This window comes from Rhizobium esperanzae, from assembly GCF_002204185.1.
GTDB classification, from domain to species: Bacteria; Pseudomonadota; Alphaproteobacteria; order Rhizobiales; family Rhizobiaceae; genus Rhizobium; species Rhizobium esperanzae.
The window spans coordinates 98,669-121,444 of the sequence record NZ_MXPU01000010.1 but is presented as its reverse complement, the minus strand read 5'-3'; the positions used below and the strand labels follow the sequence as shown (position 1 = coordinate 121,444).

The following is a 22,776-nucleotide window of genomic DNA, read 5'->3' as shown; positions in this document are numbered from 1 at the left end:
TCAATGGCCCTTCAGTTCGCGGTTGGCGCGGCGCACGTTCCAGATCATGATCGGCGTGACGGCGAGCATGATGATGATGGCGATGACGGCGCTTCGGCCGGAATCGCCGCCGCCGCGGAACAGCCAGTTGAACATCAGGTTCGCCAGCACCATCGTCTGCCACTGGCCGTTGGTCATGGTCAGCACGATGTCGAAGACCTTGAGGACGAGGATGGTGATCGTCGTCCAGACAACGGCGATGGTGCCCCAGACCTGCGGCACCATGATGCGCCAGAAGATCTGCCAGCCATTGGCGCCGTCGATGACGGCGGCCTCGATCGTCTCCTCGGGGATGCCGCGTAGCGCCGCCGACAGGATAACCATGGCAAAACCGGTCTGGATCCAGATCAGGATGATCATCAAGAAGAAGTTGTTCCAGAAGGGTACCGAAATCCAGACTTCGGGCGTGCCGCCGAACAACTGGTCGATTGCGTTCAACAGGCCGATCTGGACGTCGTTACCGCCGCGATATTCATAGATGAATTTCCAGATGACCGAGGCGCCGACGAAAGAGATCGCCATCGGCATGAAGACGATGCTCTTGGCAATATTGCCCCACCAGATGCGATCGGTCATCACGGCGATGACCAGGCCGAAGAAGGTGCAGGCGGCCGGTACGACGGCGAGCCAGAGGATGTTGTTGAAGATCGACTGGCGGAATTCGCGGTCACCGATCGCCCATTTGTAATTGGCCACCCCGACGAATTGCTGGCCGGTGCGGTCGTAGAAGGAGAGGATGAAGGTCGCGACGACGGGATAGACGAGATAGACGAAAAGCAGGAAGAGCGCCGGGCCGAGAAAAAGCCATGGCCGGATGACCGCGCGCCGGTTGAGATTGCGCGAGGCGGCGCGGATGTCGCCATCCTTGACCGGCAGAGCGAAGTCCAGGATCTTGTTCGAAAAATAGAAATAGGCCGAGCACGCGACAACGGCGGCGACCACGACGCCCAAAGCGGACACTATCTGCAACAGCATTACGTCCCTCCCCTGCTTCCCCTGATCTTATTCCGGCCGGTTTTCATTCTGACGGGTCAAGGCCGGTCACCGGCAATATGCTTAGTCACAATATACCCGCGATGGCCGGGCTCTTTGCGAACCCGGCCAGTCATGCAGGCCATGCCGCCGGCAAACCGGCGGCATATCTGAACGCTTACTTGATGCCGTCCCAGGCGCTCTGGATTTCGCCGGCAGCTTCTTCTGCGGACTTGCCGCCGACGAAATCGACCATGCCCGTCCAGAAGGCGCCGGCGCCGATTTTGCCCGGCATCAGGTCGGAACCGTCAAAGCGGAAGGTGGTGGCGGAGGTCAGGATCTCGCCTTCCTTCTTCATCTGCGGATTGGCATAGGCGTCGGTGCTGACGCCCTTGTACGGCGTCAGGAAGCTCGACTGCGCCATCCAGACCTCATGCGCGATCGGGGTCTTCAGGAAGTCGATGAAGGCACGGGCCGCCTTCGAATCCTTGGTGATCGAGACGAGCGTGCCGGCGCCGAGAACCGGCTTGCCGAGGTCGGCATGCGAGGCGTAGGTCGGCATATAGAAGAAGTCGGCATCCTGGCCGAGCTTCGTGCCTTCGGGGAAGAAGGACGGGATGAACGAGGCCTGATGGTGCATGTAGCACTTCGGCGGAACGGCGAAGAGGCCCTTCGGGCTGTCGCGGAAATCGGTCGAAGCCACGGCCGCGACGCCGCCATCGACATATTTCTCGTTCTTGGCGAACTTGCCGAACTCGTCGATCGCGGCAACGACGGCCGGATCGGTGAACTTCAGCTCGTTGGTCGTCCACTTGTCGTAGGCTTCCGGCGGCTGGGTACGCAGCATGATGTCTTCGACCCAGTCGGTCGCCGGCCAGCCGGTGGCGCCGCCGGAACCGAGACCAATGCACCAGGGAACGCCGCCGTCCTTGACGATCTGATCGGTCAGGGCATGCAACTCTTCCATGGTCGTCGGGATCTTGTAGCCGGCTTCCTCGAAATTCTCCGGCACGTACCAGACGAGCGACTTGACGTCGGCCTTATAAGGGAAGGCGTAGAAGGCTTCCTTGCCATCCTTGCCCTTGTAGGTGCCGTAACCGACCCAGCTGTCGCCGGCGCCGTAATTGTCCTTGATCCACTTGGAATTGTCGTCGCCGAGCGGCGTCAGGAAGCCCTTGCCGGCGAGATCGGCCAGAAGGCCCGGCTGCGGCAGAACGGCGATGTTCGGCGGCGAGCCCGCCTGCGTGTCGATGACAATCTGCTGTTCGTAGTTTTCCGAAGAGGAGTATTTCGCGTCGATGCCGGTCGCTTCGGTGAAATAGGCGAGAACGCTCCTGAAGAACGCCTCGTCCTCGCCGCGCCACGGCCCGAAGATCGTCAGCGGCTGACCCTTCAGATCCGCGTGCGCGGCCTTGAATTCGTCATAGCTCTTCCAGTTGAACTTGGAATCCTGTCCCGGGGCAAATTTCAGGTCGGCCGCGGACGCAGCACCGGCAAACAGCGCCGCAACGGCAACGCCCATCAAAAATGACTTTTTCATGTGATCAACCTCCCATCACAATCCCAACCGCGCCGAATTCCTCGCAAACAGAAATTTCAAAGCGCTTTGACACCCAACTCATTTCACTTTCAGTGGAACGGAGTCAAGTCATTTCACGAATATCCCCTGTGAGCTGGGGGAATATCGCGGCGCGACGGCGCCTACCGGGGAAATATGGAGCGATTTTTCTTGAGTCAAGCGCGCGAGATGATACATAATTAAAAGCGCTTTGGACGCCATTTGGAGGCAGGAGGCCTTTTAGAGCGGCTGACGGGCGGGCCGGGAGGAAGCATAGCAGGTGAATCTCAAACAGCTATCGGAATTGCTTGGGCTTTCGCAGACGACGGTAAGCCGGGCACTCAACGGCTATCCCGAGGTCAACGAAGCGACCCGGGAGCGCGTGCTTCAGGCCGTCAAAGAAACCGGGTACCGGCCGAACAAGGCTGCCCAGCGGCTTGCGACCGGCAAGGCAGGCTCGATCGGCCTCGTCATGCCGACGGCGCCTGGCCATCAATCCGATGTGCATTTCGGCGAATTTCTGGCCGGACTCGGCGAGGAGGCCGTGCGCCACGATTTCCATTTCGTCATCATGCCTTCCGATCCGGATGACGAGGTGGCGGCGCTCCGGCGGCTGGCGATCAGCGGCAATGTCGACGCGCTGTTCATCGCCTATATGCGCGGTCACGACCCGCGGCTCGCCATGCTGAAATCGCTCTCCATGCCCTATGTCGTGCACGGCCGCTCCTTCGGCGCGGAGCCGGATTATCCCTATCTTGACATCGACAATGAAGGGGCCTTCTACGACGCGACGCGGCTCTTGCTGCAGCTCGGCCATACGCGTTTTGCCTTGATGAACGGGCCGATGCATCTCGATTTCGCCATCCGCAGAAGGAACGGCGTCATCTCAGCCCTTGCCGAACGCGGCCTCACGCTCGAGGAGGACTGCATGAGCCACGCGCTGATGACAGACGAACAGGGCCTGCTGGCGATGGAACGGTTCCTGCAACTGCCGGAACGGCCGACGGCGATCCTCTGCTCCAGCACGGTGATGGCGCTCGGGGCGATCCGCGCGGTTAACCAGGCTGGATTGCGGCTCGGGGAGGATATTTCGCTGATCGCCCATGACGACGTGCTGCCGCTCTTGAAGCCGGAAAACTTCTCGGTGCCGCTGACGACGACACGCTCCTCGCTGCGGGCGGCGGGTGTGCGCATCGCCCAGCGGCTGATCGGCACGGTGAAGCAGGCCGGCCCCTTCCCCGAACAGGAGCTTTGGAAAACCGAACTGATCGTTAGGGCCTCGACCGGGCCTGCCCCGCAGCAATCATAATCAGAACTGCGGCGGCGTTTGCCCTGCAGCGCGATGAGCGGCGATGACGGTGTTGGCCATCAGCATGGCGATGGTCATCGGACCGACGCCGCCGGGAACGGGGGTAATGGTGCTGGCGATCTCGGAGACTTCGCGGAAGGCGACGTCGCCGACCAGCCGGGTCTTGCCCTCGCCCTTCTCAGGAGCCGGCACACGATTGATGCCGACGTCGATGACCGTCGCCCCTGGCTTCACCCAATCGGCCTTGACCATCTCCGGCCGGCCGACGGCGGCGACCAGAATATCGGCATTGCGGCAGACCTCGGCGAGGTTCTTGGTTCTGGAGTGAGCCATCGTCACCGTCGCATTGGCATTGAGCAGCAATTGCGCCATCGGCTTGCCGAACAGGTTGGAACGGCCGATGACGACGGCGTTGAGGCCGGAGAGATCCTCGCCATGGGTGCGGCGGACGAAGACCATGGCGCCGGCCGGCGTGCAGGAGACCAGACCGGTCTTCAGGTCGCCGGTGGCGAGCTTGCCGGCATTGACGACGCTGAGGCCGTCGACATCCTTTTCCGGCAGGATCGACTGGATGATCGGTTCGCTGTCGAGCGGCTTCGGCAAGGGCAATTGCACCAGGATTCCGTGGATCGACGGATCGGCGTTGAGGGTGGCGACGAGGCCTGCCAGTTCCTCCTGCGTCGTCTCGGCCGGCAGCGTGTGCTGCACGGATTTGAAACCGCATTCCTTGGCCATCCGGCTCTTTGAGCCGACATAGGCGTGGCTTGCCGGATCGTCGCCGACGATGATGACCGCAAGGCCGGTCGTGACGCCGCTCGCCTTTTCCAGCGCTGCCGTCGCACTCTTGACCGTCTGAATTACCGATGCAGCTACGTTCTTCCCGTCGATTACTGTCGCCACGCGTCTCTCCGCCCTGTTTCGCGTCAATCTATGGATAGTTGACGAGCGTCAAATGCCCGCTAACGCCCTATCCTGTCGGAAAGCGGCAAGGCAATATCAAATTTGCAAGGAAATGTTCGTTCAGCGCCGCGGTTGCCGCGTTTCCATCACGTGAACACGAAGCCGATCGCGCAGGCCCGAGATTTCGGAGCGCAGCAGCTCGATCTCGTCGACCGCCGCCGGGGCCGGCACGGGCGATGGCGGCGGAGAAGCAACGGGCGGAGACGCCGGCAATTCCGTTGCCGGAGACGCGACGGATTTGCGCAAAGACAGCAGGAAAGCCAGGGCAAGACCGATTGCCAGGCCTGTGGCGGCGCCGGCAAGCGCGCGGCCGGTCAGGCCGTCCGTTGCCGATATCGCCGACGCCAGCGGCGGCTTGAGCATGGTCATATGGCCGTCGTCGGCTGCCCCCGATGCGGACGCCGCCTCTTCCAGCCGCGAGCGCGCAGCATTCGCCTTCTCGCGCAGCTCGGTCAGCCGCGACAGATCGACGCCGGTATCCCGGCTTTGGGCGATCAGAGTGTTGCGGCGATCGTTCAGGCCCTTGCGCGCATCGACCGCGGCCTTGGCGGCGGCATTGGCAGCCTGAGCGAGCTGGGCAAGCTCCTTGCCCATATTCTCCTTGAGGCCGTCGGTTTCGGCCTGCTGCTGCAGCAGGCGCGGATGGCGGGGCCCGAGTTCGGCGGAAAGCTGGGCAAGCGCCGTCCTAGCGAGGGCATATTTGTCGCGCCAGTCCTGCAACGCCGGCGAAATCATGTCGGAGGAGAGCGAACCATCGAGCACATCGGCAAGTTTTGCGGCCTTGAGCTGGTCGGCCTTCGCCTTGGCGGCAAGGATGCTCTCCTCGGCCTCTTTCAGATCGGCATCGAGCCGGTCGATCTGGCGGCGAAGTTCGATTGCCACCTTGACGTTGCCTTCGCCGCTCTTTGCCGTGAAGGCGGCAAGCTCCGCCTGAGCCTCGTCATAGGCCTTGCGCAGGGTGGCGTCAGTCTCAACGCTCCGGCCTTGGCCGCTACCTGTGGAACCGGTTTCGGCAAGCCGCGCGGCGATGCGCATGGATTTGCCGCTGTCTGCGGTCGTCACCCTGACGAGAATCGTGCCGGCGGCGGCATCGGGCACGATCTCGACTGCATGTTTCAGCGCCGCCTCGGCGCGCGAGGCCGGATCGGCGGCGGCACCGGTGCCAGAGAGGAGATCGAATGCAACGCCGAGCGCATTGGCCCCCCTCCCGACGAATTCAGGATCGTGATCGAGCTTCAGGGTGGCGACCGTCGACGTTACCACGCGCGCCGACAGCAGTCCCTTGGCCGCAGCCTGCGTGAAAGCGGCGCGGCTTGCGGCATCCGTTTTCACGGCAAGCGTCGTTTCGGCGCGGTAGAGGGCGGGCGCAGCCGGCATCAGCATCGGCAGACCGGAGCCCAGGATTGTTGCGGCAGCGACCGTTGCCGCAAAGCCGGCCTTTCCCGCGCGGCGTTCCGGCTCTGCCGGTCGGGTCTCGAGCGGTTCCTGATGAATTGCGGTGAGCGGTTCGACCGAAATCGCCGGGCCGCCGTCGGAAGCCACCGGCTCCTCATAACGTGCTGGTTCCGGCGGAAGACGGTGACCGACATCATTGGCAGCCCGGAGGCGGTTGCCGAGAATGGTTTCGATGCGGTCGACGAGCGGCGCCTCGGGCACCGCCTTCATGCGCTGCTCTTCCAGCACACGGCCGATGGCGCGCAGCAGGTCGGCTTCGGACGGGCCGATATGCGGTCCGTTCAATCGGGACTGCCGATAGGGATCGTCATCGGCGCGCGGCCTTGCGGCTACCCGATCAAGAAAACTGCTTCTGGCCCTGCTATTGTACATTGCGCCACATCTCATGCACATGATGGCCGAGTTCGCTCATCCGCACGCGATGCAGATGATTAAGCCACTCTAAATTTTCATGGCAAAGAAATGGTTAACCGCCGCCGGCAAGAATTGCGGCCCGTTCCTCGATAGGCTGCTTATGCGCCGACCGCGGACGCTGCAGGCTCAACTCGCCTTCCTGCGGTCGACCGGCGGCTGCACGACGCTGCGGGGCTCTTCCGGCTGGCCGAGAATTCTTTCGCGCCGGCGGAAGCGGTAGCGCAGGACATGAAATAGGAAGACCGGAATGCCGACGATGTAGCGCCGCCAGAGGCGTGCGGGCTCCTGTATCAGGCGATAGGCCCATTCCAGACGCATCATCCGCACGGTCTTCGGCGCTCGCGGCACGGCGCCGGAAACGAAGTCGAAGAGAGCGCCCACCGTCAGCACCAGGCGCGCATGGTCGGCACGGATATTGTCGTGAACCCATTTCTCCTGCAGCGGCGTTCCCATGCCGACGATCAGAATGTCGAGTTTCTGGCGCTCGACCTCCAAGATGACATCAGTGGAGTCGACCTTGTCGAAAAAGCCGTCGGAAATAACGACAAATTCATGCCACGGCGTATGCTTGCGGAAATTTTCCGCAGCCGCCTCGATGACCGAGCGCTTGCCGCCGATCAGGCCGATGCGGCGTGGGGCCTCCATGAACGTGAGGAAGGCCGGGACGAAATCCGTGCCGTTCAAGTTGGCGGGAAACGGCGCGCCATGGGCGATTTTTGAAGCGATGTTGAGGCCGATGCCATCAGGCAGCACCAGATTGTGCGACATGATCCGGTAATATTCATCGTCTCGCAGCGCCGTCAGCATGTTATGGGCGTTGACGAAGCAAACCACGGTCTGACCGACGGGAATGGAGGCGAGCTCGTTGATGAAAACGAGGGCATCGTCCCAGCCGAGGTCGCAGACCGGCAGATCGAAGATCGTCCGCCGCGACGCAAGCACCGCGAAATTTGCAATCAAATTCATTCCTACCTCCTGCCGAGGGTGCGCCATGTGCCCGACATCCCGGAAAACAAGCCCATATTCCGCACCCCGGAGGTCTCGAAAGAACCGGTCGCGTCACGCATGGAACAACGTCGCCCGATCGCGGATACGACGCATGCCAAGCTGTGCCACCTGATATAACAGGACGGTTTCAAACAACCCTTAGGAAAATTCTTTGGATTTTGATGCTCGTATAAGTAGTTTATTAACCAAAGGCGGCCCAACGACAAACGGCGCCCGAAGGCGCCGTTGCTGCATCGATAATCCGTTGTTTCAATGGGCGGCCGAGGCCGGTGCTCCCTCGGCTGGTGCGCCTTCGATGATCTTGACCGGTGCGCCGAGCTTCTTCGGTTGACCGGCAGAGTTTTCCTTGACCTCTTCCTTGGAGAGATAATCGAGCTGCTCCAGCATTACGTCGGCGACATACTCGCCGCCGAGGCGCTCGTTCATGCCCTTCCTGATCTCCTCGCGAAAGGCTTTCGGGTCGAAAGATTTGATGTGGGCAAGATCGACCATCTTGTTGCCTACGAGCAGGCTGAAAAGTTCGTCGGTCGTCATCTCGGTCAGCGGCAAGGTCACGCCCTTCAGCATGTCCTTGTTCATCATGAAGGAAATGCGGCCGAGAAAATAACCGGTGATCGCACCGTCGCCGATGACCGGCACAGTGACCGTTTCGCCCTTCACCAGTTCGAGCCCGTTCTGCTTGGAATCCGTTGCCGCGGGTGCCGGCGCCGTCGCCACGTACACCGAAAAATAGACCGATGCCAAGGTGATGGCGCAAACCCAGATACCGGTGAGGACGAGCTTGACCATCAGTTTCCACGCGCGGCGAATTGTTCCTGGGAATAGGTGCCGTCGGCGTCGGCGTCCTGAACCGCATTCTTCAGGAGGTCGGCCACGGCACGAACCGCTTCGAGATGCGCCTCGACACGCCGGGCGTTCAGAACCAGCTTCTTTTTCAGGCCATGCAGCTGATCGAGATGGGCAGCGGCAAGCTCGGCCGGATCGGTATCGCGGAAAAGCATCGACAGCTCGTAGAGGCAACGGCTCTTATGGGCGTTGGAGACCTTGAGGTCGAACTGCGGATCGTTGCCGATCCGGGTGTTCTCATTGTCGATGATCATCTCGAGGCGTCCGAGAACGGATTTGATCCTGTATTCGTTCGAAACTATTTCCATTGTGCCCTCGGTTATGTGTCGCTTAGAGCATGATGCCGAAAAGCGTGCGCGGCTTTCGGGCGACATCATGCTCTAACTAATAATTGAGAACAGGATTCAGATTTCAGGCCAACAGGCCCAAATCATCCTGTTCTATCGGTCTTGGAGTCGGCGGTCGGCGTGCCGAAAGTCCTGCGCTGGAAGTCATCGATCATGCTGAGCGCAGTGTTGCGGTCGCGATCATCGGGCGCGGCATTGACGATCTTGCCTTCCTGGCGGCGCAGCTGCTCGCTGTACATCTGCTTGGCGATGCCGATGCCGTCGCCCTTGGCCATGGTGTTGCCGAGCTGCTCGGCCATCATGCCCTTCCAGATATCGCCGGTCGCGCCCTTGCCGTAGACGTCCTCGCTCTCGCTCGGCAGCATCGACTTGACGAAGTTCTGCAGCACCATGGCCTCGAACTTCCGGTAGCTTTCCGGAACCTCCTCGGTCTTGGTGCGGTTCTGGATGTTGGAGAGGCCGCTCTTCTGGCCGACATGATCGAGAACGTCGACCGTATTGGAGAAGCCCTTGCCGTTCTCGGCGAGGCTCGTCGCGGCAAAGGCCGCACGATTTGCCTTCAATTTTTCCTGGGCTGCCTGAACCTCCATGGGGTCGGCAGCTTTGACCACGTCCAGGACCAGATCACTGGGAGGCGAAATAGCCACGTTACAATCCTCTGAATTAAGATCGCAACGATTATGGTTTTTGAAGCTTGCTGGAGGCTGGCGTTGCGAATTGCTGATCGATCACATCGTAAACGGCATTGTCGTCGGCCTCGCGGCGCTCGGCGTCCAAGGCCTCTTTCATGCCCTCTTCCAGCCGATCGGCCTTGGCGCGTTCGCGCGACAGCCGCATCTCGTGGATCTGCTGCATGCCGGTCAGCTGCTGATCCTTGATAGTGAGCCTGCCGAATCGATCGGCATAATTCTGTGAGAAAGCGTGGTGGACGGGATCCATCGAGCCGAGTGCGACGATGACGTCGTCCATCGCTGCATTGACCTCGATGCGTTGACGGCTGGTTTCGGCGAGATCGTTTTCCGCCATCCTTTCGATATGCCGCTGCACCGATAGGAGGCGCTTGAGCTTCTGGGAACGGCTCTTCTCGATCATGACAGCCTCATCGCCCGATGTAGATCGAACTGAAGGCCTGGCCGAACTGGCTGATCAGCGCCGCAATCGAGATGTAAAGCAGGAAGAGCCCGCCCATCAGGAGATAGGGCGTGGAAATGAAATAGACCGGGATCTGCGGCGCCAGCTTGTTGATGAAGCCGATCGAGACGTTAAAGATCATGCCGTAGATCAGAAAGGGGCTCGACAGCCGCAGCATGATGTAGGTCGTCTGCTCGAGCGTGTCGGTGAAGGAAATCAGCGTCGCGCGCATCTGCACCACGCCGCCGAAAGGCATGGTCGTGTAAGAATCGATGAGGGCGCGGAAGACGATATGATGGAAATCCATGATGAAGAGAATCATGATGCCGGCAAAGGTGATGAAGGCGGAAAGGCTGGTCTCGGGGGTGTCTTCGATGACATCGGCCGAACCCGGTTGGGTATAACCGACCATCATGGCGAGGATCGTCGCGGCGAATTGCATGCCGAGCGTATAGAGCCTGGCCAGCATGCCGTACATCACGCCGATCAGTGATTCGCTGAAGATCAGGCCGATATAGGTTCCTGATCCCGTGTGGACGGCGGGATAAACAGTGTCCCAGAGCAGCGGCATGACGGCGATCGACAGCGCGAGAGCAATGAAGACGCGCAGCTGCTCGGGCACGCGCGCCGAGGAAAAACCCGGAAGAACCAGCACACAGCCGCCGATCCGGCAGAAAACCAGAAACAGCGCAAGAACCGTCCCTTGCGGGTCTGTTATCATGAAATCGAGCCCAAAATCTTTATCTCGATGCCCTTGGCCAATTCGACATGCGACAGGACCGGGAGCGTGGCGAACAGCCGTTCGATGATCATGCGCACATAGGAGCGTGTTTCCGGCGACGTGACAAGGGCGAATGGCAGGCCGCGGTCCATGAACTCACGGATAACTTTGCTGGCCTGCTCGCTGAACTCCTCAAGGCTTCTGGGATCGATGTCGAATTCGATCACCTCGCCCTTGGCATCGCGCTTCAGCGCCTGGTGGAAGGCGAGATCCCACTTGCTGCCGAGCCTGAGCACACGCAGGACGCCATTGTCGGCGAGATCGCCACAGAGCTGCTGGGCCATGCGGATGCGGACATGCTCGACGATCTGCTCGGTCTTCCTGACATGCGGGGCGAGCTCGGCCACCGCTTCGAGGATGAGATGCAGATTGCGGATCGACACCCGCTCGGCAAGCAGGAGCTTGAGCACCGCCTGCAGGCCGGAATAGGACATGTGCGACGAGCAGATCTCATCGGCGAGCTTCTTGTATTCCGGGTCGAGGCGGTCGATCAGCACCTTGACGTCCTTGTAGGACAGAAGCTGCGGCAGGTTGTTGCGAATGACCTCGCTCATGTGCGTGAGCACAACGGAAACGTTGTCGATCGGCTGGAAACCTTCGCGTTTCAAATCGTCGGCGAAGTTTTCGAGGATCGAGACGGCCGGCATGCCGAAAGCGGGTTCGCGGATTTCATCACCCGGAATGCTGGGCTTGCGACCGGCGCCGGTGACGACCAGGACTTCCCCGACACGCAGTAGATTGGATGCGACCGTCGTGCCATGAATGCGGATCTGATAGGATTTCTCGGCGATGGCGATGTCGTCCGTGACCTTGATTTCCGGCACGACGAAACCGTATTGAGTGGCGAACTTCTTGCGCATCTTGCCGACGCGGAACGCCAGTTCCTGGTGAGCGCCGAGCAGGCGCGTCGAGACCATCTTGCCGAGCGCGAGCTCGATTTCGGAGGTGCGGAGCACCGACTTGACCGAATCCTTCTCCAGCTCCTTGCTCTGGACGACCTTCTTTTCCTCCTGTTCGCGGCGCAGCTTGTTTTCGGCCTCGACCTGCCGCGGAATGAACCAGGCGCCGAAGGCGAGAAGACCGCCGAGGACGGTGAAGGGAATGGTCGGCAGGCCCGGCATCAGGCCGAGAACGAACATCAAGACGGCCGAGACGGAGAGCGCGCGGGGATAGCCGCTCAGCTGGTTGACGACAGCCTGGTCGGTGGAGCCGGTCGTACCGCCGCGTGACACGAGAAGGCCGGCCGCGAGCGAAACGATGAGGGCCGGCATCTGCGAGACGAGGCCGTCGCCGACGGAGAGCTTGACGAAGACGTCGGCCGCTTCGCCGATCGGCATGCCGTGGCGGAAATAGCCGATGATGATGCCGCCGAAGACGTTGATCGCGGTGATGATGAGACCGGCGACGGCATCGCCGCGCACGAATTTCGACGCACCGTCCATCGCGCCGAAGAAGGAACTTTCCTCCTCGAGCTCCTTGCGCCGGCGCTGGGCTTCCTTTTCGTCGATAATGCCGGCCGAGAGATCGGCATCGATCGACATCTGCTTGCCGGGGATGGCGTCCAGGGTGAAACGCGCGCCGACTTCGGCGATACGCGTGGCACCCTTGGTAATGACGATGAAGTTGATGGTGATGAGGATCAGGAAGACGATCAGCCCGATGACGAAGTCGCCGGACATGACGAGACTGGCGAAACCGGCAATGACGCCGCCGGCCGCATCGTGGCCTTCATTGCCGTGGGACAGGATGACACGAGTCGTCGCGATGTTGAGCGCCAACCGTGTCATCGTCGCGATCAGCAGAATGGTCGGAAAGGACGAGAAATCGAGCGGCTTCTGGATCCATAGCGCGACCATCAGGATCAGCACCGAGAAGGCGATCGAGAAGGCCAGCCCCATATCGATCAGGAACGGCGGGATCGGCAGGAAGAGAATGCAGATGATGCCGATGATGCCGAGGGCGAAACCGATATCGCGCAGGCTCGGGGCGACTTTCGGGAGGGGGAGTGCAGGTGGTTGCGCCATGACGATTCCGTCTCTTCATGAGAGGAGGCGGACATGGGTCCGCCCAATTCGGATCGAGAATTAAATGGCGAAGCTTGCGCGAAGGTGGCTGAGAAGCGGTTCAGCTTTTCATGGAGGCGTAGAACCGCTGCGCAGTTTTGCTCGAATTGCTTAGAAGCCGGACTGGATGCGCGAAAAGACGAGATTGGTGAAAATGGAAATCTGCGAGCCGACGAAGGGGGCGGTGATGCCGACCACAACCAGCACCGCGACAATCTTCGGCACGAAGGTCAGTGTCGCTTCCTGCACCTGGGTCAGCGCCTGGATCAAGGCAATGACGAGACCCACCACCATCGCGGCGAGAACCGCCGGACCGGAGGCAATCAGGACCGTCCAGATTGCGGCTTGGAACAGATCCAATGCGTCAGCTTCATTCATCTGAAGGCAACCTCATATCGCCTCGAAGCAGCCCCGCTATAACAGGGCTGCGATTGATCTGGTTTGTCCGGCGCGCTGGCGGCCCTTGCGTCAGGAGCTGCTGCTCGGCGCCTCGTCGGCAACAGTGATTCCCGCCTGCACGAGTATCTTATCGCCATCCGTGGTCGTCGCAATGATGCCGTCGGAATAAACTTTGACGGAATCGATGATGCCTTTGACGGTGCCGTCGGCGCTTTCCATATATTTGCCGACATAGCTGCTGGCCTGGGTCAGGCTCGAGCTTGCCAGAAGCGTATCCAGCTTGGTGTTGGTCTGGATCGTCTGCTCGACCTGCGAGAAGGTGGCAAGCTGAGCGACCTGCTCGCTTGCATCCATCGGATCGGTCGGATCCTGGTTCTTCATCTGCGCGATGAGCAGCTGAAGGAAATTGTCGTAGTTCAGCGTCGCCTTGCTCTGAGACGAGCTCGAGCTCGTCGAGGTCGAACTCGTCACGCTTGACGTTGCGTCTACCGCCATGGTGCGATCTCCCTGCGAATCTGCTCGACCATCGTCGGCGGCAGTTCGTGATTGTTGAGGATATTGTCTTCGATCGCGTAGAGACCGCGGATCGCCTTCAAGGCATCGAAGGCGCGGCCGGTCGACACAAGCGCGTCGATCCGCTTCAGCTCAGCGAGGATCTCTTCATTCTTGAAGCAGGTGAGCAGCATGGTGATCGACTTGCGGAACATCGCCGTCGAGTGGTCCTTGCCTTCGGGATTGATGAGGATCATCTGCGCGATGAAATAGAGTTGGCGCAGGGGTGTCGTTGCGCCTTCCGGCTGGAGGACGTGATTCTCGAGAAGGAACGTCACATCGTTCAGGAATTCCAGCGCGACCTTGCGGTCGACACGCAGGACGGCGCCGTTGATGAAGATTCTTTCTCCGGCTTTCAGAGAAATTCGAAGTGTACTTTTCATTTAAGTCCATCCCTGATGATGGTGGTAACGTCGATGATGCCCTGGTAGTTATTAGACAGACGTTTTCTGATCCTGTCGCATTCCTTCAATATCCAGATCGCAATCGAGATGAGGTTGGCCCTGAGCTGGATGTCCAGCTGGTTTTCCGGATGTTTCAGATCCTCGATAAAGCTGATCCACACCCGGCGCGTATAAAACAGGGCTTCGATGGCTTCCCGACCGTATTTTTCCTTGTCGCGCGCCAACGCCAGCAGTTCTATGGACCGGTCAAGAACCTGCCATTCCCGCTCTTTCGCGTCGGCCACCGAGTCCTGCATGACTTCGGCATACGAGAACTGATACATTCATGCATCCTTCTTTATATTGCGCGCCTTTGCTCATCAAAGGTAGTTCACGAGACTCAACTGCTGGATCTTCGAGACGATCGTGTAAGCGGTTTCAAGCTGCGTTTCCAAAGTCTTGACGAGAGTCGAGGCTTCGTACGGGTCGACGCCCTGAAGATCGACCAGCTTATTCTTGATAATGTTCGACTGGGCATCGAGAGCGTCGTTGGACTTCTTGACGCGCTCCTGGGAGAGGCCGAGCTGGCTTGCCTGGGTCACCAGACCGCTTGTGGCCTTGGCCGTGTAGCTGATGGCCTGCTTGGACACCGTCGTCATTGCATCGGTGCTGAGGTCCTGCCCGAGCAGCGCGGTGGTCATGACCGAGGCAAGCGCCATATAACGCATGCCTTCGGAATTGGCATTGGTCGAGGATTCGATCACTTCCGAGTTGCTGATGCGGCTCGTCATGTTCTGGCTCGATGCCTGCGACCAGCCGGTCGTCGTGTTGGTCCAGTTCGCTTCGCTGAACATCGGCTCGACCGTGGTCGTGATGAAAGTCTCCATCTCATCGCCGGTGAGGTCGCTGACCGCTTTCGGCGGGACAAGACCGGCTGCATAAGTGTTCAAAGCGGTAACGATTGCCGTACTCGTGGCGGTCGTCTTGTCGGTCAGCGGCTGCACGTCGGTGTTGATGCCGGAGAACAGATATTCCCCGTTCACCATTGTGTTGGCCGTATCCATCATGGTCGAAAGTGCGCTGGTCGCCGACTGAATGGCGACGATGATGCTGCCCGGGTCGTGGCTTCCCTGGAGCGCCGTCAGCTTCGACACGAGGCCGTCGCCGACGTCCTTCATCTTGGAAAGGCCGAGCTGCGAGGATTCCATGCGCGCGGTGACGAGCGAATTGCTTGATTTGATCGAGTCTATTCGGTCGGTCTCGCGGGTGAAATCCACGCTTCTGGCGGCATTGCCTCCCAGCGAAACACCGATATCCGCGTAGACTCCGGTCGTCGCTTCCATCGTCGCCTTCGTCATCTGGTTCTGCGCCTGACGGATCGTCAACCGCATCGCATTCTGAATGGCCGAACTTGAAATAAATGAGCTCTTCATGGCTTAACTCGCAATATCCAGCAATGACTTCAACATTTCGTCTACGGCGTTCAGGATCTTGGTCGCCGCCTTGTAGGACTGCTCGATATCGAGGAGCAGCGTCAGCTCCTCGTCGAGGTTGACGCCGGTCTCATTGGAATAGGCTTCGTCGGAGCGTGACAGTGCCGCTGCGGTGTTTTCGGCCGCCGTCGTTGCGTTGCTGCGGTACTGCTCGAGCCAGCCGAGGGAATTGGTGGCATATTCCATGATGCTGACGTTGGAATCGATGCCCGTCGTGGCGTCGAAGCCGACCGGCGCTCCAGCTGCCGGGTCGAAATCCATGTCGGATGTCATCGCCGTATAAAGACGGTCGAGTTCAGCCGTATAACCGCTGACGCCCGACGTGTTCAAGACGACGCCGGCGGCGTTGACGCCGCCATCGCGCAGGCGCATCGGGTCACCGCCCTGCGAGGTGATCACGCGGGTGCTGACTGAGATGGTCGAAGCCATGCCGGCGACCGCGGTGGCGCCGGTATCGACCGTGCCGCCGCTCCAGGTGAAGAGGCCGGGCACATAGGCCGGGGGTCCTGCCGTGTTCTGCTCCTTGAAGAGCGAGACGAGGCCACGGGCGGTTTCGTCGAGCTGCTTCTGAAAATTGGGGGCGATCTCATCACGGATCTGCAGGAGTGACTGGAGGCTTCCCTGCCCCGTCGTCGTCGAACCCTTACCGAGCGGCAGCGCAACACCGTCGATATAGACGGAATTGCCGACGGTGCTGGCTGTATAGATATCCTGGGACTTGAACGTCACCCTGCGCGGGATCGTCTCGAAGAGGATCGTTCCGTCCGGCGTGCTCAGCACCATGTCGTTGTTGTCGCGCGTCGTCGCGCTGACGCCGACGATCTGCGAAATCTGCTTCAGGACTTTCTCGCGTTCATCGAGAGCGCCGGATGTATCCGCACCTGTGGCCGTCGCGGTCTTGACCGCGTTATTGGCCTTCTCGAACTCGCTGAGAAGCGTGTTCAGCGTATCGACCGCGGTGGCTATTTCCTTGTCGGCGTTGGCGCGGACATCCTGAACGGATTGCGAGGCATTGTTCAAGGAGTTGGCGACGTCCTGGGCGGCTGTGACGGCACCCTGGGCGGCTACCGTGCTGCCCGGCGAGGTTCTGAAAGCCTGCAGTTTCTGCTGGAAAACGCCGAGATAGGTGGAGGGCGACGTTTCATAGTCGTTGCCGCCCATAATCGACTTGAGATCCTCCAGACCGCTCAGCAGGGTCTGCTGAGCGCTGTCCTGAGAGGATGACTTCAGATATTGGCGCAGCAGGGCATCTTCCTGGGCCCGGTCTATCTTGACCACCTGCGCGCCGTTCAGTGACGTGGTGAGCATCGCCTGCCGACGCACGTAGTCCTTGTTGCCCGCATTCGAGATATTGTTCGATACGACACTGCTCTGCGTGCCGGTATTGTTGAATATGTTCTGCGCGGTGTTAAGTGCGGACGTGAGCGACATGGCTTACCCGTTACCTTACTTATCTCTTGAGGTTGACGAGGACGTCCATGATGTCGGACCCCGTCTGAAACACTTTCGAATTGGCGGTGTAGCTGCGCTGTGCTTCGATCATCTCGGTCAGTTCGCCGGCAAGATCGACGTTCGAACCTTCGAGAGCGCCCGACTTGATCGTGCCGAGGCCGTTGGTCTGGGGGAAACCGGTGACGGTGACACCGGACTGGCCGTTGGCGCTGTAGACGTTGCCGCTCATCAGCGTCAGCTTATCCGGGCTTGCGACATTGGCGAGCGGAATGCGATAGAGCGGCTTGGTGCTGCCGTCTTCGTATTTGGCGTAGACGATGCCGTCGCCATCGATCGTGACGTCCTTGACCGGGCTCGCCGCCTGACCGTTCGGCGTGCCGGTGCCGGCAAAGGCGGCGCCAAGCTGCGTGAAGCCCGACAGATCCATGTTGATCGACAAAGCGTTCTTCGTATCGGCAATCGGGAGGGCGCCGCCCGTCAGCATCTTGCCGTTGCGGTCGAACGTAAGGTTTCCGGAGGCGACAACGGCGCCGGCACCACCAGTGTATGGGAAGGAGGTTGTGCCGCCCGTCGCCGCATCGGCGTTGCGGAAGACCGCAACTTCCCAAGTGCTCGCCGTACCGGTTGCCGGCGGCGGCGTCACGACCGAGGTCTTCGTGAAGTAGAAGTCGTACATCACCTTGTTGCCGAGATGGTCGTAGGCGACCATCGAGAACTTCTTGGTGTCGGCCGTCGTGGTGGCTGCGTTGGCGCTCGGCAGCGTGGCGGGGGCGACCGGAGCGATATTGGCGCCGGAATCGAGATTGCCCTTGAAGACACCCGATGTCGAGGCGATGGCGGTCAGCCCTTCCTGGTTGACGTTAACGGGAACGAGACCATCGAAACCATTGACGACGACGGCGGGAGCGCCGGAGTCGTAGGAATAGCCCATCAGCTGGAATCCGGCGGCATTGACGAGATTGCCTTCGTCGTCCTTCTGGAAATCGCCGGCGCGCGTCAGAACCGGCGTGCCGTCGGGTCCTTGGACAATGAAGAAGCCGTCGCCCGAAATCGCAAGATCGGTGGTGGAGGTCGTGTAAGAAATATCACCTTGGTCGGAGACGGCCTGGCGCACGGAGGTCTGAACGCCGCCGGAATTGTAGTTGCCGCCCGAGGAGGGAAGAACCAACGAGGAGAAGCTCGTCGATACGGCCTTGTAACCGGTCGTGTTCACGTTGGCGATGTTGTCGGAGACGGTGCTGAGGCGGTTTGCCTGCGCGTTCATGCCCGACACTGCCGTCTTCATGCTGCCGAAAATGCTCATCTGAAAACCTCGTTTTACCTGTTAAACTCGAGAGTATTTGTCGGGCCTTGCGTGAAGCTGTCTGACATGGCGAGCAGCGAGGCCAATATCGAGGTTCAGCCGGGCGTCGTCACCCGGCCGGAAAAATCAGGCCCAGTCGATGCAGTAGCCGAGGAAGCGCTTGGAATCGACCGGATCGACGCCGAGCTTCTTGCGCAGCTTCTTGCGCAGCTTCGAGATGTGGCTTTCGACGACGTTCTCCTCGACCTCTTCATCGAAGATGCCGTAGATGGCGTTGAAGATCTGGGTCTTAGTGACCCTGCGACCGCGGTTGGCGATCAAATATTCGAGGATGCGGCGCTCGCGCCGGGGGAGCGCAAAGACCTCGCCGTTGATCTCGGGGTCACGACCATCCGAGAAAACGCGGATGCCACCGATATCGGTGTAGTTGGCGATCGCCTTCAGCCGGCGCCGGATCGCGGCCGCTCTCGCGAGAATTTCCCGCGGATGGACCGGCTTGCGCACCACGTCGTCGACGCCGCAATCGAAAAGCGCAAGGGTGTTTTCGAGCGAGGGCTGGTCGCTGACCGCGATCACCGGCGCCATCGAGCGGTCCCGGATCGCCCGGGGCAGTTCGAAGCTGCGCTGGCCCTGCCCGATCAGGAAGGCCTCGACCGCCGCAATATCCGAATCCGCGGCGGTCTGCACCCACTCGCCGAATTCCGATGGATCAAAGCCGGTGGAGGGAATGCCCTCCCGGCCAAACAGGGATGTGTATCCGTCTTTTACGAGCTCACGCTCATCAACCACTACGATCATTCGTCCGCCTCCGAATCAGTGTGGCACTTCGATGATCTATGGGTACGAATCGCACGAATCGGCGACAACTCGTTAAAGTGAATGGCGGAAATTAATAATTGATTAAGACCTGTGTGGCGATTTGATCTACATGTAGTGGCTGCGCTTGGATATCCACACAAAAGTTTCGTGGAAAAGTTAACGAGCAGTTAAATGTGACTTGCACACCGATTTGGCGCCGGATTCCTGCCACATTACGACACAGTTTTGTCATAATTCGGCATTTCCCTCTTTGGTTGAATTAATTTTGGCAGAAGTTACTCGCATTGGGAGTCCACTTGCCATAGCCCGTGGCCACCAAATTGGCGATGACGCGGCAGACATATTGCTTCTGCGCCGGGTTGTTGTTCGGCCCTGCATGGTATCTCGCTACCGCCATCGTCCACGTCTCATGACGGTCATGCAGGTTGCGAAGAAACTTCGCCGCATATTCGACGTTGCGATGCGGATCGAACATATCTTCGGCGGAGGCGAAATTCTCGCCGTGATAATAATGATTGATCTGCATGCAGCCGATGTCGATGAGCTTCGCCCCCCTTCTGCGGGCGACATCGAACTGCCTCATCGCATCCTCTTCCGAAGGCGGAAAAATCGCCCTGCCTTCGACGTTCATGGCAAACGGATAGAGTGAGCCCTTGCGACCGGTCTCCGTCAGACCGACCGAATAAAGGATGCCTTCCGGGATACCGTATTTGACCGCAGCCGACTGGATTTCGCGTTCGCAGGCACCGGTGGAAGCGGCCCCCTCAGAGGTAAACGCCGCCAGCGCCGCTGCTGCGAGCACCGCCAGCAGAGACGTCTTCGATACCGGTCTCGCCTGCGCCATTGAAGCCTCCATCCATCCGCTGCGCCATCTGATTGTGGCGCTCGCGCGCCTCGCCGCCCTGCCCTTGCTGAGCGAGCGACTGCTGCTGGGAGGCCTGCCCCTGGCTGCCGGCCTGGTTGCCGGCGTCGGCTCGCTCGACGGGGGCCATGCTGATGGTGACGTTGTCGACCGCATAGCCCTGGCTGCGCAGCGCTTCGAGAATCTTGCCGTGATCTTCCTTCAGCTGCCGGTAGGCGGCGCCGGTTTCGACCTTGAGGTCGACGTTCAGAGCGTCGCCGGTCAGGCGCATGGTCGCCGTCACCAGGCCGAGATCGATCGGGTTCATCTGGATCTTCAGCGTATTGACCACCTTGCCGGTGCTTGTCCATTCCGCCGCGTTGGAGAGCGCCGAACTCGGCTGCATGGCGCGCGCCCATTCGGAATCGCCGGAGAGAGCGGCGGTGACCGCTGCCGAATTCGTATTCTGCGCCAGGCCGATATAGCGGCGCGATTCGAGGACCGAGACGTTTTCGACGTCGGCCTTCTTTGAGCCGTCCTTCGGCCCGGCCTGGTCCGCACCGAGGTGAACATCCATCGATACGCCGCGGCCGTCGGCGCGGCTGAGCCGGAAGGTTCTGCCGTCAGCGGCGTCGGCGTTCTCCGCACCTGGAACCCCGATCTCGTCCACCTTAACGTCTTCGACATTGCCGCTGACGGCCGCCAGGGCATCGGTTGCGTGGCCGCTCGTTTTGGCGTCAGACGCGGTCTTCTTGTCGACAGGCTCCCCGGGCGTGGCGGCAGCGAGATGCGCCGCCGCGGCGGCCGGCAAGACGACCGCCGCGCCGGCGGGCTCCTGCTTCAGCAGGCCGAGTACATCGGAAATGCCGCCGTCATCCTCCTCGCTGTCCGCATCCGCATCCGTTTTCGAGAGGTCGCTCTTGACGTGCTTGACGCCCTTGGCCACCTGCCCGGCCTCGTCGGCGGACGGATCCTTGCCATCGAGCTTGCCGAGATCGTCCGGCAATTTGCGCTGATCCTTTGCGGGCTTTGCGGCAGTCTTTTCGCCATTGGCGATCGTTTCCGGCTGCACCTCAGTCTGCGCCTTCAGTGCGGCGTCACTAAGATCGATCAACGGTTTGGCGCGGTTGCGGATCGTCCGCGCCGCCTTCGCCGCGTCGCTATCGGCAACCACGCCCTGATCCGGCTGTGCATCGTCGGGCACGTCATTGGCGGCGCTGCCGCTCGCCTTGGCAAGCACATTGGAGAAGTCGCCATTCTGACCGGCGGGATCGCCCTTTCCAGCCTTGGCGGATTTCGCGGCCGCAGCCGCCTCCGCACCAGAGGCTCCGCCCGAGACGCTCAGATCCATCATTGTTCGTTGCCTTCCTGCGCCAGAAGACCATCGATCTCGTCGAGCTTGGATCGGCTGGTCGTCACAAATGCGTTGAATGAGGAGTCGGTATCCTGGCTCTGGCCAGTCGATGCCACACCTCCCGGAACAGGCTCGGGAGGCGCGCCTGGCGTCCCCGGTTGCATGGCTATCGCCGCAGCCTTTTCAGAAGTGATTTCTTGATGAGAAGTGTTAGGATTCGATGCTTGCGTCAAGCTTGCCGGATCCGGCGCACGCAGGATCTGCTCGGCAACGGACCGCGCCGCGGCCTGCAGCGCCTGATCCCGCGGCGAAAGCGTTTCGCCGTCGATGCCGCTGACATTCTTCGCCGCATGGTCGATATCGTCCGTGGGAAGGCCGGCCATGCCGCCATAAAAATCCGCGAGCGGGCCGAAGGCATTGTCGGTGCCCGCGCCAAGCAACTGCACATGTTCGACCGCCATGCGCGCCAGCTCCGGCTTGCCTGCTATCGCGGCGGCGCGGGCGATGCGCAGATAGACCTCGCGCTGACGCGGGGCATCCATGAAGGAGAGGATATCGACGACATCCTGCGGTTTCACGTCGTGATCATGGGCGACGACAAGCTTGACGAAAAGATCGGCGAACTGGCTGGCATAGGGCGAATGCAGGAAGCGTCTGACATAACGCTGCGAATAGGCGAGTCCCTTGTCGAGCATTCCCTTGTCGACGCAGATGGCGAGGGAGCGGCGCAAGGCCGCCTCCTCGACGATCGTGCCCGGCGCGGCAAGACGTGCCTGGTCGTATAGGTCAAGCGCATCTGTCGGTTTCGTGGCGATCATCACGTTGCCGCCGATCAGCGCCAGGTATGGACCGATCTTCTTGTCGCGATATTCCCTGGCGGTTTCCTCTAGTGTCTTGGCGACGAGCAGCCCCTTGCCGGTCAGATATTTGCGCAGCACATCGGTGACGCGGTTGTCGAAATAGCCGTTGACGTCATGGGCGATCAGATATTCGAGCGTCTGGGGATTGCCGCCGCTCATCGTATAGACCAACGCCGCATCGACATTGCGGTCGTCATCGAAGATCTTTGTGTCGGCCGTCCGCAGCCGCTCGTCGATGGTGCCCAGCATGAAGCGCTGCATTTCGCCGGCCGAATGATCGCCGGCGACGACGGAATCCTGCACGAACTGCAATGACCGCAGCATCTTGTACGGCGCAAGATCGCCCGGATCCTGCGCTTTGCCCGCGGCAGGCGAAAGCATCGCCAGGCCGAGGGCCATAAATCCGACGTAGCGATGCTGCCGACGCGCCATCCGAC

At 60.6% G+C, this 22,776-nt stretch carries 23 protein-coding genes; 1 reads left to right on the top strand and 22 read right to left on the bottom strand.

The genetic code is table 11. The annotated features are described in order from the left end of the window. Entirely contained in the window at positions 1–1,014 is a 1,014-nt protein-coding gene (locus B5E41_RS16585; RefSeq protein ID WP_088395243.1) for a carbohydrate ABC transporter permease, read from the bottom strand. 175 nt (positions 1,015–1,189) lie between these two features. Then, on the bottom strand, positions 1,190–2,551 hold the full coding sequence (locus B5E41_RS16580) for an ABC transporter substrate-binding protein (RefSeq protein ID WP_064800709.1): 1,362 nt from the start codon (positions 2,549–2,551) through the stop codon (positions 1,190–1,192). Positions 2,552–2,849: 298 nt separating this feature from the next. On the opposite strand from B5E41_RS16580, the gene B5E41_RS16575 reads away from it, so the two are divergent. Further along, positions 2,850–3,878 (top strand): LacI family DNA-binding transcriptional regulator, encoded by a 1,029-nt coding sequence (locus B5E41_RS16575; RefSeq protein ID WP_064800708.1) that lies wholly within the window; start codon positions 2,850–2,852, stop codon positions 3,876–3,878. On the opposite strand, the gene folD is transcribed toward B5E41_RS16575, so the two are convergent. From folD to motC, 20 genes are all read right to left on the bottom strand, one after another. Continuing rightward, positions 3,879–4,778 carry a bifunctional methylenetetrahydrofolate dehydrogenase/methenyltetrahydrofolate cyclohydrolase FolD gene (gene folD, locus B5E41_RS16570; protein ID WP_064800707.1) on the bottom strand — a complete coding sequence of 300 codons (900 nt, stop codon included), beginning with the start codon at positions 4,776–4,778 and terminating at the stop codon, positions 3,879–3,881. 120 nt (positions 4,779–4,898) lie between these two features. Further along, positions 4,899–6,665, bottom strand: coding sequence for a GumC domain-containing protein (locus B5E41_RS16565; RefSeq protein ID WP_088395242.1), 1,767 nt, complete (start codon positions 6,663–6,665; stop codon positions 4,899–4,901). A 168-nt stretch (positions 6,666–6,833) separates the two neighbouring features. Further along, positions 6,834–7,673 (bottom strand): WecB/TagA/CpsF family glycosyltransferase, encoded by an 840-nt coding sequence (locus B5E41_RS16560; RefSeq protein ID WP_085858097.1) that lies wholly within the window; start codon positions 7,671–7,673, stop codon positions 6,834–6,836. A gap of 291 nt (positions 7,674–7,964) precedes the next feature. Beyond that, positions 7,965–8,504 (bottom strand): hypothetical protein, encoded by a 540-nt coding sequence (locus B5E41_RS16555; protein ID WP_088395241.1) that lies wholly within the window; start codon positions 8,502–8,504, stop codon positions 7,965–7,967. Then, entirely contained in the window at positions 8,504–8,869 is a 366-nt protein-coding gene (locus tag B5E41_RS16550) for a hypothetical protein (RefSeq protein ID WP_003556590.1), read from the bottom strand. Before B5E41_RS16550 ends, B5E41_RS16555 begins: the two co-directional genes overlap by 1 nt. 122 nt (positions 8,870–8,991) lie before the next feature. Beyond that, the gene (locus tag B5E41_RS16545; RefSeq protein WP_088395240.1) at positions 8,992–9,555 is read right to left on the bottom strand and encodes a rod-binding protein; all 564 of its coding nucleotides are present in this window, start codon (positions 9,553–9,555) and stop codon (positions 8,992–8,994) included. A 31-nt stretch (positions 9,556–9,586) separates the two neighbouring features. Then, the gene (locus B5E41_RS16540) at positions 9,587–10,000 is read right to left on the bottom strand and encodes a hypothetical protein (RefSeq protein WP_064800702.1); all 414 of its coding nucleotides are present in this window, start codon (positions 9,998–10,000) and stop codon (positions 9,587–9,589) included. Between the two features lie 7 nt (positions 10,001–10,007). Beyond that, on the bottom strand, positions 10,008–10,760 hold the full coding sequence (gene fliR / locus B5E41_RS16535; RefSeq protein WP_088395239.1) for a flagellar biosynthetic protein FliR: 753 nt from the start codon (positions 10,758–10,760) through the stop codon (positions 10,008–10,010). Beyond that, positions 10,757–12,844: a flagellar biosynthesis protein FlhA gene (flhA, locus tag B5E41_RS16530; RefSeq protein WP_064809603.1), complete on the bottom strand. Its 2,088-nt coding sequence runs from the start codon at positions 12,842–12,844 to the stop codon at positions 10,757–10,759. Before flhA ends, fliR begins: the two co-directional genes overlap by 4 nt. Positions 12,845–12,994: 150 nt before the next feature. After that, positions 12,995–13,261 carry a flagellar biosynthesis protein FliQ gene (gene fliQ, locus B5E41_RS16525; RefSeq protein ID WP_011424049.1) on the bottom strand — a complete coding sequence of 89 codons (267 nt, stop codon included), beginning with the start codon at positions 13,259–13,261 and terminating at the stop codon, positions 12,995–12,997. A gap of 90 nt (positions 13,262–13,351) precedes the next feature. Next, entirely contained in the window at positions 13,352–13,777 is a 426-nt protein-coding gene (gene flgD, locus B5E41_RS16520) for a flagellar hook assembly protein FlgD (RefSeq protein WP_088395238.1), read from the bottom strand. Further along, entirely contained in the window at positions 13,768–14,217 is a 450-nt protein-coding gene (gene flbT / locus B5E41_RS16515) for a flagellar biosynthesis repressor FlbT (protein WP_012482697.1), read from the bottom strand. Before flbT ends, flgD begins: the two co-directional genes overlap by 10 nt. Beyond that, positions 14,214–14,561, bottom strand: a complete 348-nt coding sequence (gene flaF, locus B5E41_RS16510) for a flagellar biosynthesis regulator FlaF (RefSeq protein WP_064800698.1) — start codon at positions 14,559–14,561, stop codon at positions 14,214–14,216. Before flaF ends, flbT begins: the two co-directional genes overlap by 4 nt. A 36-nt stretch (positions 14,562–14,597) precedes the next feature. After that, positions 14,598–15,650 (bottom strand): flagellar hook-associated family protein, encoded by a 1,053-nt coding sequence (locus B5E41_RS16505; protein WP_088395237.1) that lies wholly within the window; start codon positions 15,648–15,650, stop codon positions 14,598–14,600. A 3-nt stretch (positions 15,651–15,653) separates the two neighbouring features. Then, a complete protein-coding gene (gene flgK / locus B5E41_RS16500) occupies positions 15,654–17,141 on the bottom strand; it encodes a flagellar hook-associated protein FlgK (protein WP_088395236.1) in 1,488 nt (495 codons plus the stop codon). A 19-nt stretch (positions 17,142–17,160) separates the two neighbouring features. Next, positions 17,161–18,465 (bottom strand): flagellar hook protein FlgE, encoded by a 1,305-nt coding sequence (locus B5E41_RS16495; RefSeq protein WP_011424044.1) that lies wholly within the window; start codon positions 18,463–18,465, stop codon positions 17,161–17,163. A 126-nt stretch (positions 18,466–18,591) separates the two neighbouring features. Further along, positions 18,592–19,263, bottom strand: coding sequence for a transcriptional activator Rem (rem, locus tag B5E41_RS16490; RefSeq protein WP_064709879.1), 672 nt, complete (start codon positions 19,261–19,263; stop codon positions 18,592–18,594). A 280-nt stretch (positions 19,264–19,543) separates the two neighbouring features. Further along, a complete protein-coding gene (locus tag B5E41_RS16485; RefSeq protein ID WP_088395235.1) occupies positions 19,544–20,128 on the bottom strand; it encodes a lytic transglycosylase domain-containing protein in 585 nt (194 codons plus the stop codon). Next, entirely contained in the window at positions 20,049–21,479 is a 1,431-nt protein-coding gene (gene fliK, locus B5E41_RS16480; protein ID WP_088395234.1) for a flagellar hook-length control protein FliK, read from the bottom strand. Before fliK ends, B5E41_RS16485 begins: the two co-directional genes overlap by 80 nt. Continuing rightward, a complete protein-coding gene (gene motC, locus B5E41_RS16475; RefSeq protein WP_088395233.1) occupies positions 21,476–22,771 on the bottom strand; it encodes a chemotaxis protein MotC in 1,296 nt (431 codons plus the stop codon). The genes fliK and motC overlap by 4 nt, the downstream gene beginning before the upstream one ends. Positions 22,772–22,776 lie beyond the last annotated feature (5 nt).

Coding starts and splice junctions, on each gene's coding strand:
- flaF (WP_064800698.1), bottom strand. CDS start 14,561: ATGTATCAGTTCTCGTATGCCGAAGTCATGCAGGACTCGGTGGCCGAC.
- rem (WP_064709879.1), bottom strand. CDS start 19,263: ATGATCGTAGTGGTTGATGAGCGTGAGCTCGTAAAAGACGGATACACA.
- flgD (WP_088395238.1), bottom strand. CDS start 13,777: ATGGCGGTAGACGCAACGTCAAGCGTGACGAGTTCGACCTCGACGAGC.
- B5E41_RS16495 (WP_011424044.1), bottom strand. CDS start 18,465: ATGAGCATTTTCGGCAGCATGAAGACGGCAGTGTCGGGCATGAACGCG.
- B5E41_RS16550 (WP_003556590.1), bottom strand. CDS start 8,869: ATGGAAATAGTTTCGAACGAATACAGGATCAAATCCGTTCTCGGACGC.
- flgK (WP_088395236.1), bottom strand. CDS start 17,141: ATGTCGCTCACGTCCGCACTTAACACCGCGCAGAACATATTCAACAAT.
- B5E41_RS16485 (WP_088395235.1), bottom strand. CDS start 20,128: ATGGCGCAGGCGAGACCGGTATCGAAGACGTCTCTGCTGGCGGTGCTC.
- B5E41_RS16565 (WP_088395242.1), bottom strand. CDS start 6,665: ATGTACAATAGCAGGGCCAGAAGCAGTTTTCTTGATCGGGTAGCCGCA.
- flbT (WP_012482697.1), bottom strand. CDS start 14,217: ATGAAAAGTACACTTCGAATTTCTCTGAAAGCCGGAGAAAGAATCTTC.
- fliQ (WP_011424049.1), bottom strand. CDS start 13,261: ATGAATGAAGCTGACGCATTGGATCTGTTCCAAGCCGCAATCTGGACG.
- motC (WP_088395233.1), bottom strand. CDS start 22,771: ATGGCGCGTCGGCAGCATCGCTACGTCGGATTTATGGCCCTCGGCCTG.
- B5E41_RS16580 (WP_064800709.1), bottom strand. CDS start 2,551: ATGAAAAAGTCATTTTTGATGGGCGTTGCCGTTGCGGCGCTGTTTGCC.
- B5E41_RS16560 (WP_085858097.1), bottom strand. CDS start 7,673: ATGAATTTGATTGCAAATTTCGCGGTGCTTGCGTCGCGGCGGACGATC.
- fliK (WP_088395234.1), bottom strand. CDS start 21,479: ATGATGGATCTGAGCGTCTCGGGCGGAGCCTCTGGTGCGGAGGCGGCT.
- B5E41_RS16585 (WP_088395243.1), bottom strand. CDS start 1,014: ATGCTGTTGCAGATAGTGTCCGCTTTGGGCGTCGTGGTCGCCGCCGTT.
- B5E41_RS16505 (WP_088395237.1), bottom strand. CDS start 15,650: ATGAAGAGCTCATTTATTTCAAGTTCGGCCATTCAGAATGCGATGCGG.
- fliR (WP_088395239.1), bottom strand. CDS start 10,760: ATGATAACAGACCCGCAAGGGACGGTTCTTGCGCTGTTTCTGGTTTTC.
- B5E41_RS16540 (WP_064800702.1), bottom strand. CDS start 10,000: ATGATCGAGAAGAGCCGTTCCCAGAAGCTCAAGCGCCTCCTATCGGTG.
- B5E41_RS16555 (WP_088395241.1), bottom strand. CDS start 8,504: ATGGTCAAGCTCGTCCTCACCGGTATCTGGGTTTGCGCCATCACCTTG.
- flhA (WP_064809603.1), bottom strand. CDS start 12,844: ATGGCGCAACCACCTGCACTCCCCCTCCCGAAAGTCGCCCCGAGCCTG.